Origin of the sequence: Terribacillus saccharophilus, from assembly GCF_046592895.1 — a bacterium.
GTDB lineage: Bacteria > Bacillota > Bacilli > Bacillales > Amphibacillaceae > Terribacillus > Terribacillus saccharophilus_D.
Genome location: NZ_JAWVPU010000004.1, coordinates 287846 through 300769, shown reverse-complemented (window position 1 = coordinate 300769; position 12924 = coordinate 287846). Strand labels below are relative to the sequence as shown.

The window sequence follows — 12924 nt, the reverse complement described above, 5'->3', positions numbered from 1 at the left end:
AAGAAGACAGCGATTAAATGAAATCACTGTCTTTTTTACTATATACGCGGTCGATTGGACGAAAACCCATTGTTTTCCTAAAATCCATTTTGTGTTTGAAATTAGCCAGTGCATCAGAACAATCGATATGCTCCAAATTAAGTTCTTGTAATGTATGCCTATCAATTTCGACAGACAATAAAGTACCTTCACTCGTATGACCAGTAGATGTGTCCAATACATCATCAACAGCATGAATAAATACTGTATGCAATGGCAGCAGTGCAAACATGTCTCTGGCAATCCTGATGATACAGCTGGCGATATAGTCTTGCTGGATATCATAATACCTCGTTTTTGTCATTTGTTTACGGGATACTTTTCCGGTCTTGGTGAGAGAAAGTTGCTCAGAAGGCACGACAGAGTCTGAATGCACTTTGAATACAATCTCCATTCGAGCTTCATCAACTTCATAGAATTCAAAGCCACTTCCATATTCCAAAAGGTCATCTAACGGTGCAAAAGCATCGATTACTTCGAAATAAGCCTCTGTTTCGCCGGCAAGGACGCGCTTTGCAATTGTGGTATCCCGTTCCCACAGCTCATAGCTTTCTGAGTCATTTTGGGTAGCCTTCGAAATTGCCGTTAATAATTCTTGGCGGATTTTAGCATCACGTTTAAAAACTCGCTGCATAAAACTAGGTTTGAATTTTCTCAAATTCGATTCAGCTAATTGCTGTTGCGGCCCCATTTCACCTTTTTTATAGGGAGGAGCTTCTGCTGCAATAGCATGCCAATCGACAAAGTCATCTGCTTCTATATGAATGGAACGTATTCTGTCCAATCCGTTTTCGAACAACTCGACTTCAAGCTTGTTTTGTTCTAATTGCGCCATTTTTTCTTTCTCTTTCTCCTGCTTAAGCAGTTCTTGCTGCATTATATAAGCAGAAGATTTCCGTTTGCTTGAGCCGGTTGAATAAGAGATACCTGTCCCTGGGATACTCGCTGTCATTCTCGATCCGCTTTTGGAATTGACACTATATCTAAGTCCCTTCGTACCAGCGCTTATCCCCATACTTTTCGAACTCACATTAAGGCGCACGCCAGGAGCAACCTTGAAACTTTTTCTCATCCTCAATCCCAAAATCCGCCCACTCCTTTACATTATCGAGATAACTACCTTTATATTATAATAATCGAAATGAAAAAGTGGGAAGAAAAGGATTATTTTATCGTTCAAGTGGGATACGAGGCCAAAACAATAAAGAGAAACAAAATCTCATAGAGTAGTGACTGTTATACATGAACCTTGCGTGTTATACCCCAATCATATGTACAATACCTCTATCAAACTTTTCAGATAATGAGAAGAGGATCAGGAGGAGTCAATATGGCGAAAACAGGTACAGATTTAGTAAAACGGGGTATGGCGGAAATGCAAAAGGGCGGCGTCATCATGGACGTTGTGAATGCAGAGCAGGCGAAGATTGCAGAAGAAGCAGGTGCTGTTGCGGTCATGGCACTTGAGCGTGTTCCTTCTGATATCCGTGCTGCAGGCGGTGTTGCGCGGATGGCGGATCCAACGATTACGGAAGAGGTATTGAATGCTGTTTCCATCCCGGTCATGGCTAAGGCTAGAATCGGACATATCGTGGAGGCGCGTGTACTGGAGGCGATGGGCGTCGATTACATAGATGAAAGTGAAGTGCTGACACCGGCAGATGAAGAGTATCACTTGAACAAGCGGGAATTCACGGTGCCTTTCGTATGCGGAAGCCGCGATCTTGGGGAAGCAGCCCGCCGCATCGGGGAAGGTGCTTCCATGCTCCGGACAAAAGGTGAGCCAGGAACAGGAAATATCGTCGAAGCTGTCCGTCATATGCGCAAAGTTCAATCACAAGTACGCAAGCTTTTGTCCATGAATTCGGATGAAGTGATGACATTTGCCAAAGACCTCGGTGCTCCATATGAAGTATTGCTTCAAATACGTGAAGCTGGCAAATTGCCGGTGGTGAACTTTGCTGCTGGCGGCGTGGCAACACCAGCGGATGCAGCGCTGATGATGCAGCTTGGCGCGGATGGTGTCTTCGTAGGTTCTGGTATATTCAAATCGGATAATCCAGCGAAGTTTGCCAAAGCGATTGTGGAAGCAACGACACATTATCGGGATTATAAGCTGATTACGGAGCTTTCCAAGGGGCTCGGCACACCGATGAAAGGCATTGATATTGCCAGTCTGACTCCTGAGAACAGAATGCAAGAGCGCGGCTGGTAAGGGAAAGGAGGGTTTCTTTATGAAAATCGGCGTATTGGCACTTCAAGGTGCGGTGCAGGAACACGCGCGAGCAGTGGAAGCGGTCGGAGCAGAAGCCATTCTCGTCAAACGTGCAGAGCAGCTGCTTGAACTGGATGGTTTGATTTTGCCTGGCGGCGAGAGTACAACGATGCGCAGGCTGATTGACCGCTACGATTTCATGGAACCGCTGCTAGCTTTCGGTGCCGCCAAGAAGCCTATCTTCGGTACATGTGCAGGCATGATTCTGTTGGCCCAACGGATCAATAACCAAGAGTCAAATCATCTTGGACTGATGGATGTGACAGTGGAACGAAATGCATTCGGCCGGCAGGTGGACAGTTTTGAAACGGATCTGGTAATCAAGGATGTTGCCGATGATTTTCCAGCTGTTTTCATTCGGGCGCCTTATATTCTTGATGCAGGACCAGCAGTCGAGGTGCTGAGTGAGGATACAGGTCGAATTGTAGCAGCAAGGGATGGACATTATTTGGCGACAGCCTTCCACCCAGAGCTGACAGGAGATACTAGGCTGATAGCTTATTTCCGGAATATGGTCGAGGAAGCTGCACGAGCAAAGGTATGACAAAAAGGAAGCCGGCGTCGGAGCCAGCTTCCTTTTTTGTTCGCTGCAGAAGAAGTCACATCGCTTGCAATCTTTTTTGAGAAGTATTATAGTTCTCCAAGTTGAATGTTTGATGCATCAATTAATTTTTCGGGTGACACCGGGAAAGACTTATCCAAGGACATTCCTATTGCAAAGGAGATTGTAACATGGAGAATTATCAAGACCTTTTAAACAAACAACGGAACTACTTTAGAGGCGGAAAAACAAAGGACGTACAGTTCCGTATCGATACATTGAATAAATTAAAGGATTTAATTCACACGAATGAACTAGCTATCTTGAGTGCAGTGAAGCAAGACTTGAATAAATCCGAATTGGAAGCTAAACGAGCAGAAGTCGGTCTTGTTTTGGCTGAGATTGATTTTACATTAGAGCATTTGGAGTCATGGGCTGAAACGAAGGAAGTACCAACAGCTGCTTCCCACGAAGGAGCACAGAGCTTTATCAAGCCTGAACCTTATGGATCTGTGCTGGTGATCGCACCATGGAATTACCCATTCCAGCTGGCGGTTTCTCCATTGGTTGGTGCAATTGCAGGCGGAAACACAGCAGTTTTGAAGCCATCTGAATTAACACCAAATACATCGGCGATCTTATCAAGCATCTTTAATGATCATTTCCCGGAAGAATATTTGCATGTTATCGAAGGGGAAGTGGAAACAAGCACAGCACTTCTCAAGGAAGACTTTGATTATATCTTCTTCACGGGCAGCACTGGTGTCGGTAAAATCGTAGCAGAAGCTGCTGCAAAGCATCTCACGCCTATGACCCTGGAGCTTGGTGGCAAAAGCCCGACAATCGTTCATGAAGATGCGAACCTGGATGAGGCAGCATTGCGGATAGCACGGGGAAAATTCGCCAATGCAGGTCAGACATGTGTTGCGCCGGATTATCTGCTTGTTCACAGCAGTGTGAAAGAAACACTATTGGATAAACTGAAAGCAAGCATCACAGCAGCATATGGTGAAAATATTGTCGAAAATCCGTATTTCGGGCATGTAGTGAGCGAAAGGCATTTTGATCGCCTGGTTGACTTTTTGAACAATGGAACAATTGCAGCGGGCGGGCAGTCTGATCGTTCGCAGCTTATTATCGAACCAACGATTCTGGATAACATCTCTTGGGATGATCCGGTCATGCAGGATGAAATCTTTGGTCCGATCTTGCCGGTTATCGCGTATGATGATCCAGCTGCTATCATTGATGAGATTGTGAAACGGCCAAAACCTCTTGCGCTATACTTGTTCTCCGAAGACGAAAACTTCCAGGATGAGATCTTGAACACCATTTCATTCGGCGGTGGTGCGATCAACGATACAATCAGCCATATGACTTCCCACTACCTTCCATTCGGAGGTGTCGGTGCCAGTGGTATGGGAGCATATCACGGCAAAGCGAGCTTTGATACTTTTACTCATTTCAAGAGCATCTTGAAGCGAACTAATAAATAGAGGTGAAGAGAAAGCAGAAGGACACCAAAATTATCAGAGGTGCCTTCTGCTTTTTTTATTATTAACATTTTAGTGAGGAACAAAAGCGCAAATACAAGATATTAACCCTACTGTTTGCATTTGAAGCATGAACAATCGCATTCATCTTCTACGTACATGATCAGAATGTGTTTTGTGTGACAGTATCGATATTTTTTGCAGTTAAAAAAGCTATCAGATATGGGTAGGCCTTTCAGTAATTTAGGTGTTGACTTATTGTTCATTTGTAATACAATTAAACAAAATGATAACGCTTTCAAATTTGGAGGAGAAATCAATGGGAGAAACGAGTTGGAGAAAAAACGCTGTTTGAAACATGCATGTCACTGCATTTCCACAACGTAATAGTAAATGTTTGCAGGTATGAACAAGAAGTTGTTTTGCATTGCTTAATGAATCTTTTTTATATCGTTTCTGCGATGCCTACACAGCAGTATGAATGGTTTTTCAAAAAGTGTCCGGATGTTTTTTAACGCTTATATCAGAGGAGGTCCTATATGGATAATCAAAACCGTAATTCTGAGGATATGGCAAATCAGGTGGCAGAAAAACAGACTCTTATGAAGACAATCCGTTCGTATGGTCCAGGTATAGTAGTCGTCTTGACGTGGCTCGGCGCAGGCGATTTGGTCGATGCAAGTGTTGCAGGTTCTCATTACGGGTATTCGCTTATGTGGGTGCTGGCGCTCGCACTGCTGATCCGTTTTGTCATCGTCAATATCATGGCGAGGTTTGATTTGTGTAATACAGCAGGAATAACGATAATTGAAGGCTTTGGAAAATTACACAAATTCTATCCATATTTTTTCGGATTTGCTGCGATTATAATGGGTCATCTTGTAAACGCATACATGATTAAAGGTTCAGGAGAAGTGCTGGCGTGGATCTTTAATGCAGGCACTCCGCTCATGTGGTCCATCGGTGTGGTTATCATCAGTTTATTTATCTTAGGAAGGAATATTTATAATAAGCTAGAATTGGTAATGAAGGTTTTACTAGGTGTCATGACATTATCATTTGTTGGGCTGGCCATTTATTCCACGCCTGATGGAACGGAGATAATAAAAGGAACAGTTGGATTTGGTATGCCGGAGGACACTGGTGCTTACGGGACGCTGTTAGTAGCAATTTCCCTTGTTGGGGCAGTAGCGGGATCACTTGGGAATTTTCTATACGGCTATTTCATAAAAGAACGTGGCTGGACGAAGCCTGCACATAAACGGCTGCAGCGCAATGATTTATTATTCGCCGTTTGTATGGGGGTCGTCATTAACCTTGCTGTATGGGTCGTTGGTGCAGAAATACTGCGCCCGAATAATATTGAAGTGAACAGTTTGGACGATATTGCCAGAGCACTGGAGATACACTTAGGTTACTTTGGTTCCATCGTGTTTTATTTAGGGGCATTTGGTGCTCTATACAGCAGCGTGATCGGGCATGCGGTCGGTTTCCCAAGGATTTCAATTGATTGCTTCCATGTCATCAATCCGGCAAAGAAGGAAAAATATCAAGGAAAAGCAGATGCAGATCCACGATATAAGTGGCTGAGCTTGTTTATCCTGGTCACACCACTGATTTGGTCATTTCCAGGTATGCCAGGATTCGTGACGCTGGTGGTATTTGTAAACGTCCTCTATGTCGTTGCCTTACCTGCAATATCGATCGGATTGCTCATTCTTTCCAACCAGAAAAAATACCTTGGCAATCAAACGAATAATATCTTTGAAAATATCATTTTAGTTTTGACCACGCTGTTGGCAATCTGGTCGTCCATTCAGCTGTTGATAGGATTCTTTTAATTGATGAAAGGAGTTTGAACACATGAAGCCAAAAGTAGTCGTGTATAAAAAAGTAAAACCGGAAGTGAAAGAAATGTTAGGGAAAGTATGTGAGCCAGTTTTTTTTGAAAGCCCTGATTATGCCGCCGACCCGCAGTTTTGGAGTGAACTTAGTGAAGCGGAAGGGCTGATGGGTTCTTCTTTAAAGATAGATAAAGAACTGCTGGATAAAGCAACGAAATTGAAAGTAGTTGCAAATACTTCGGTAGGTTACGATAATTTCAATTTAAGTGATATCAATGAACGCGAAATATATGCCACCAATACGCCTGATGTTTTAACTGATACGACTGCGGATACGATTTTCAGCCTACTGCTCGCCACGGCCAGGCGAATTCCCCAAATGAATGATTATGTGAAGCGCGGGAACTGGGAAAACAAGATAGAAGAAAGCCTGTTCGGAATCGACGTGCATCATAAGGTGTTGGGCATCATCGGAATGGGAAGGATCGGCAGTGCAATCGCCAAGCGGGCTCATCACGGCTTCGACATGGAAATTCTATATCATAATAGAAGTAAGAACGAATTAGCGGAACAGGAATATGATGCCCGTTATTGTGAGCTGGATGAATTATTGTCAAAATCGGATTATGTGTGCGTGATGTCTCCATTCACAGAAGAAACGAAGCATTCGATTGGCAAACGGGAATTGGATTTAATGAAGAAAACCGGCATCTTGATTGTCGGCTCCAGAGGCGGAATAGTTCGGGAAGATGATTTGTATGAGGCGCTCCAATCCGGTTCTATCCGAGCGGCAGGTATGGATGTTTTCGAAACAGAGCCGGTGGAAAATAATAACCCGTTATTAACTTGTGAAAATGTCGTAACGCTGCCGCATATCGGATCAGCGACGGTGGAAACCCGAACAAAAATGGATGTTTTGGCGGCTACGAATGTGATTGCTGCTCTTCAGGGTGAAACGCCACCAAGTCTTGTCAATCGTGAAGTTTTTGGTAGTAAAGCGTAAACGCTAAGAAAGCAGACTTCAGCCTCGGCTGGGTGAAGTCTGCTTTCTTTAGTAAGATAAAACTTGGTACATGGAAAATAGAAAAATGGAAAACAGTAAAAACAAATGATCATGATATTTAAGATGATTTGCTTCATAGGTTACTCTCTTTTTATCATGACTAGATTCTTTAGCTTTTATGATGTCAAAACGTAGGTGAGGAAGAACTTGGCGGCTGCATCGCCTGCATGATATCACAAAGAATCCGGACACCTTCTTCCAGCAATTTCTCATTGGCGTAGGAATAGCTTAAACGGAATGTACTGTGTTCATTTTCGATGGCAAAACAAGCAGAGCCTGTGAGAAAGGATACATGCCGCTTGTTTGCTTCAGAAAGTAGATCATTGCTGTCAAGCCAAGACGGTAGCTGTATCCAAACATTCAAGCCGCCTTTTGGCTTAAGCCACGTCACACCGGCGGGAGCCTGCTCTTTGAGGACTTTCAACACTACATCACGACGGCTCTTCAAGGCAGTGCGAAGCCGTTTTGTATGCTGTTCCATTTTAGTGGAATCGACAAGCGGCAGAATCACCTTTTGTGGAAGCAGCGGACTGCCAAGGTCGCTGTTCGCTTTAGCCGCATACAGCCTTTTGAAGATGGATCCAGATGCTGCGATAAGACCGATACGGCATCCAGGGGCAATTGTTTTGCTCAGACCCTTCAAGTAGATGACATGCCCAGTTTTATCCATGCTCTTGATGGGAAGCGGCGGCTTGCGATCGAAGTAAATATCGCTGAACGGATCATCCTCCATAATCAAACAATGGTGGCTTTCTGCAATATCAAGCAGCACTTTGCGGCGTTGCAGCGGCATGATCGTACCAGTCGGGTTATGAAAAGTGGGCGTTGTATAAATCAATTTTGGTTTGTGTTTTTCGCATAAAGCATGAAGCATATCGACGCGCATACCGCCCTCATCAACCGGAACGGTAAGAATGGTTGCACCTCGGCTGCGGAAGACATCAATGGCTCCAGGATAAGTCGGTGCTTCCATGATGATGACATCGCCAGGGCCGACGAATGTACGTGCGACAAGGTCGATGCCTTGCTGGGAACCGCTTGTGATCAGGAGGTTTTCCGGTGATGCGGTTATTTTTGCTTTCTGCAGATTCTGCGACAGTTTCTCCCGTAAAGATAAATCACCTTGAATACCTCCATATTGCGAAAGAATGCGCGGATTTTGCATGAACACTTGGGCAATCAGCTGATCCATGTATTGATTCGGGAACAGAGCCGGATCAATCATGGAAGAAGAAAAATGATAACTTGCATCCGAATCTTGAAAACGTGCATATTGGGAACGATGCAGATAATCCGGAATGCTCAGCTGCCAGTCATAATCAGAGCCTGTATGCATTGTTTCCGACTGTTGCTGAGCCTTCACATATGTGCCTTTTCCTTTGCTCAATTCAACAAAGCCATCTTCCTCAAGCTGTTTATAAGCTTTCATGACTGTAACAAGGCTGACTTCAAGATCTTTGGAAAGCTGCCGTACGGTGGGCAGCTTCGTTCCGCCAGTCAGTAAGCCGGAACGGATTTTATCCACGAAGGATACATATATTTGCTTGGAAAGCGGAATGGCTTCATTTTTATGTATGGTGATCATCTGCATGCTCCTATGTGTTATAGCGTGTTATAGTATGATGCTAGTATAGCATGAAACTTACAGCACATGATGTAATGCTGATATGGAGCAGGTGAAAATGGCATTAAGATGTGTAATGTACAAAAAAACGAGAAAGGTCAAAAACCATTCTCGTTTTTCTAATACCTTATTTTAAAACTGTACTGGGTAAGACCTCTGTTATCATAGTAGCAATTTGTTCTGGAGACTCTTGCAAGTCATTTTTTAACCAATGTGTGAGGATGCTGAACATGCCCCCAGCGATGAATAATACCTCTGGCTGCTTTAGCTTTTTGTTGAAAATTGTATCGGCTTGTGAAAGTCGGCTCACTGCATAGATGAAATAATCAAGAATAACACCATGCGTATTGGAGTTTATTTGCCGTTTTAATGACATGGGGCTCTCAGCCAGCTCTGCGATCATGTCTGTCAGCATGACATGTATGCTGCTTTGCGGATTTAAATTGGAGAGTTTTTCAATAGCATTTTTTACATGCATTTCCACAGAAGCAGTCATCACATCATAAATTGTATGATAATACTTGTAGAACGTTACTCTGGCTACGCCTGCTTTCTTGCAAATATCTGTTATCGTGATATCTTCTAAATCACTTTCTTCCAGTAATTGATTCAGAGCTTCCATGATATATTGCTGCGAATACAAACTATCTTGTCTGGATTTCCTCAAAAACTAACACTTCCCCTCAGTCTGTTCGTTTTATGCTCAATTCATCACATTATTATTGAAAGATTTTAATACGCCAGTATACTTACAAATGTAAGTACAAACGTAAACTTTAATGATGGTGAAAGTGTATAAGAACGCTGCATGTATGTCAAATGCTGCTGCGAATGTACTTTCATCAGCAAGTTGACATTGGAGGAGATTAAAATCGCAAAGCTTTTATATAAGCTAGGCAAATGGGCAGTGAATTACAAAAAGAGCGTTGTCTTCGGAGCCTTGGCGCTTCTTATAGCCTTAGCAGCAGTAACAGTCTCAATGGGGACAGCATTCAATGAAGACTTGAGTATCCCGAACACACCTGCTGAAGAAGCAAATGATTTGCTGCGGGATGCTTTCCCTGATTCCGAGGCAGGAGCACAGGTACAAGTCGTATTCAAAGCTTCGGACGGCGATACACTTGATTCGGAAGAAATAAATAAAGAGATTACCGATATGTTAAACAGCATTCAGGAAGATGATGCGGACGTAGTCTCTGTAGCAACGCCGGTTCAGCTTCAGAACTTGAATGAAGATAAAACCGTTGGTTATGGAACAGTCACATTCAAGGATGAAGCGGCAGAAGTATCACAGACTTCCATCGACAATGTAATGGAAAAGGCTGAAGATACTCGCGATGCAGGAATCCAAACGGAATTAACTGGTGATGTCGAATTCTCCGGCATGCATCTGGGTGCAGGTGAAATTGTCGGTATCATCGTAGCATTCCTAGTGCTGGCAGTCACATTCACTAGTTTCCTGGCAGCGGGTATGCCAATCCTATCTGCATTGATCGGACTTGGAATCAGCTTGCTGACAATCGTGATCGGCTCCAATTTCTTCGAGATGCAAAATGTATCCTTGACGTTGGCAGCGATGCTTGGAATTGCGGTTGGAATCGACTATGCCTTGTTTATCATGACACGATACAGACAGCAGCTTGCTGAAGGGCATGGGGTGAAGGAATCCGTGGCTATTGCAGTCGGAACTTCAGGAAGTGCGGTCGTATTTGCAGGTATAACGGTTATTATTGGTTTACTAGGCCTTGCTGTTACTGGAATTCCGTTCCTGACAGTGATGGGTGTGGCAGCTTCGATCAGTATCTTGTTGTCTGTAGTTGTCTCCATTACAGTGCTGCCTGCGATACTTGGTATGCTTGGAACTAGAATTTCTCCTTCCGGTGGTAACCGCTTCTTGAAGAAAGTCACAGGGACAAAAGAAGGAAAGCCTAGTAAAAATAAATGGGGCAAGTTCGTAACAAGACGACCATGGCTTGTCACATTCCTTTCTGTAGCGATTCTTTTGATCATCGCTATTCCGTTCACGCATATGAATTTAGGATTGCCAGACGATGGAACGGCAAAAGCAGAAGATACAACAGAGCGTAAAGCATATGATCTTCTTGCAGATGCTTACGGAGTAGGTTTCCATTCCACACTGATTGTGGCCGCGGAAATCGATGAAGATGAAAGTGCCGAGCAAATCCAGCAGGATCTGCAAACAATCGGTCAGGATATCACGGATTTGGACAATGTGAAAAGTGCCACTCCGGCAATTCCGAATGAAGCTGGCGATGTGTTCATCATCAGTGTGACACCGGAGACGGGACCGAATGATCAGGAAACAAAAGATATCGTAAATGAAATCAGGGATATGTCCAATGACAATGTGGATATGCTTGTTACAGGTACGGCTGCGGTCAATATTGATATTGCGCAGAAACTGAATGATGCATTGCCTATATTTGCATTGCTGATCGTTGGACTTGCTTATGTCCTGCTTGTCCTTGTGTTCAAATCCATCCTACTGCCGCTTAAAGCAGTTCTTGGATTCCTGCTTTCCATCGGGGCAACATTAGGTTTTGTCACATTCGTCATACAGGATGGCAATATGATCAATCTATTCGGATTCCCAGGTGAAAGCCCGATCCTTGCCTTCCTGCCGATCATTGCGATCGGTATCCTATTCGGTCTGGCAATGGATTATGAAGTATTCCTGGTCAGCCGGATGCGTGAAGTTTATTCCCAGACAAGGGATCCGAAAGAAGCGATACTTGCTGGAATGCGTGATAGCGGTAAAGTTGTCGTGGCAGCAGGTTTGATCATGATGTCGGTATTCGTCGGCTTCATGGTGACACCTGATGCAATGATCAAATCAATCGGAATGGCACTGACATTCGGTGTCCTGTTCGACGCTTTCATTGTTCGAATGACGATTGTGCCGGCTGTCATGTCCTTGATGGGCAAAGCGGCATGGTATATGCCTAAATGGCTCGACAAAATTCTACCGAACATAGACGTAGAAGGGGAAGCACTCCTTCATGAGAAAGAAAAAGAAAGAAAGACAGTCTAGCAGCTGTAAAGAAAAGGACGTTCTCTAATGAGAGCGTCCTTTTCATATAATTATCATTTCCATACAGGAGTAAAGCGCGGGGACCTGATAAAATAGAAGATAGCATAAGCTGAAGTCCCGTCATCGACAGAAGGAGAAATCAAGATGCAATCACTAACACAAGAGAATCTATCACAGCTAAAACAATTAAGAACAGAATTGACAAGATTTACGGCTGTTTATAAATTTGCTTTGGATGAAGTGAATACAAAAATCAATATCTTAAAAGAAGAATTTTCCTATATCCATGACTATAATCCGATTGAACACTGCAATTCACGATTAAAATCACCGGAAAGCATACTGAAGAAAGTCTATAAAAAGAATATCGATTTTTCATTGGAGAGCATCAAGGAAAGTGTTAAGGACATTGCTGGTATTAGAATCACTTGTTCTTTCAAGTCCGACATTTATGCATTAAGCGACATGATTGAGAAACAAAAGGATATTGAGCTTGTGGAGCGGAAGGATTACATAAAAAATCCAAAACCGAACGGTTATCAAAGCTTACATTTAATCGTGAAAGTACCAGTATTCTTATCTGACAGGGAAGAAAGTGTTTGTGTGGAAATCCAGATCAGGACAATAGCGATGGATTTCTGGGCCAGCCTGGAGCATAAAATATACTATAAATATGATAAAGAGATACCGAGCCGGCTGGCGGACGAATTGAAGGCAGCAACAGATTCGGCAGCAGCGCTGGATGAAAAGATGGAATCGATTCATAACGAAGTAAAAGAGCTTAAGGACGAAAGGGAAAACGCACAACTGGATGAAGTATTCGATGTAAGCAGCATGACTGCGACACGGGACAAGTTCATGCAAGGAATACTTCAGCAGCTTATTGAGAAACCTAAGAAATTGAAATAAAATGTAAAATGAAGCAGAGAACCGTTCAGCCTGATGATGAACGGTTTTTGTTGTTTTGGATTGGATATAGAATTCAATAGGGTA

Annotated in this window: 10 protein-coding genes; 7 read left to right on the top strand and 3 right to left on the bottom strand. The window is 43.5% G+C overall.

Going from position 1 to position 12924, the window contains the following annotated elements:
- Positions 1-13: 13 nt before the first annotated feature.
- On the bottom strand, positions 14-1123 hold the full coding sequence (locus SFC66_RS14280; protein ID WP_411219410.1) for a DUF4236 domain-containing protein: 1110 nt from the start codon (positions 1121-1123) through the stop codon (positions 14-16).
- 246 nt (positions 1124-1369) lie between these two features.
- On the opposite strand from SFC66_RS14280, the gene pdxS reads away from it, so the two are divergent.
- The 5 genes from pdxS (at position 1370) to SFC66_RS14255 (ending at position 7195) form a co-directional block, all read left to right on the top strand.
- Positions 1370-2254, top strand: coding sequence for a pyridoxal 5'-phosphate synthase lyase subunit PdxS (gene pdxS / locus SFC66_RS14275; protein ID WP_411219409.1), 885 nt, complete (start codon positions 1370-1372; stop codon positions 2252-2254).
- 19 nt (positions 2255-2273) lie between these two features.
- Complete coding sequence (pdxT, locus tag SFC66_RS14270; protein ID WP_411219408.1) at positions 2274-2858, top strand: pyridoxal 5'-phosphate synthase glutaminase subunit PdxT; 585 nt, start codon at positions 2274-2276, stop codon at positions 2856-2858.
- A gap of 188 nt (positions 2859-3046) precedes the next feature.
- Positions 3047-4351 (top strand): aldehyde dehydrogenase, encoded by a 1305-nt coding sequence (locus SFC66_RS14265; RefSeq protein ID WP_411219407.1) that lies wholly within the window; start codon positions 3047-3049, stop codon positions 4349-4351.
- Between the two features lie 536 nt (positions 4352-4887).
- Complete coding sequence (locus SFC66_RS14260; protein ID WP_411219406.1) at positions 4888-6189, top strand: Nramp family divalent metal transporter; 1302 nt, start codon at positions 4888-4890, stop codon at positions 6187-6189.
- Between the two features lie 22 nt (positions 6190-6211).
- A complete protein-coding gene (locus SFC66_RS14255; RefSeq protein ID WP_411219405.1) occupies positions 6212-7195 on the top strand; it encodes a 2-hydroxyacid dehydrogenase in 984 nt (327 codons plus the stop codon).
- A gap of 184 nt (positions 7196-7379) precedes the next feature.
- Here SFC66_RS14255 and pdxR read toward each other — a convergent pair whose 3' ends face one another.
- On the bottom strand, positions 7380-8846 hold the full coding sequence (gene pdxR / locus SFC66_RS14250; RefSeq protein WP_486388643.1) for a MocR-like pyridoxine biosynthesis transcription factor PdxR: 1467 nt from the start codon (positions 8844-8846) through the stop codon (positions 7380-7382).
- Positions 8847-9006: 160 nt separating this feature from the next.
- Positions 9007-9501, bottom strand: coding sequence for a TetR/AcrR family transcriptional regulator (locus SFC66_RS14245; RefSeq protein ID WP_411219403.1), 495 nt, complete (start codon positions 9499-9501; stop codon positions 9007-9009).
- Between the two features lie 249 nt (positions 9502-9750).
- On the opposite strand from SFC66_RS14245, the gene SFC66_RS14240 reads away from it, so the two are divergent.
- Both SFC66_RS14240 and SFC66_RS14235 read left to right on the top strand, forming a co-directional pair.
- Positions 9751-11931, top strand: coding sequence for an MMPL family transporter (locus SFC66_RS14240; protein ID WP_411219450.1), 2181 nt, complete (start codon positions 9751-9753; stop codon positions 11929-11931).
- 144 nt (positions 11932-12075) lie between these two features.
- Positions 12076-12840 (top strand): GTP pyrophosphokinase, encoded by a 765-nt coding sequence (locus SFC66_RS14235; RefSeq protein WP_411219402.1) that lies wholly within the window; start codon positions 12076-12078, stop codon positions 12838-12840.
- The last annotated feature ends 84 nt before the right edge of the window (positions 12841-12924 follow it).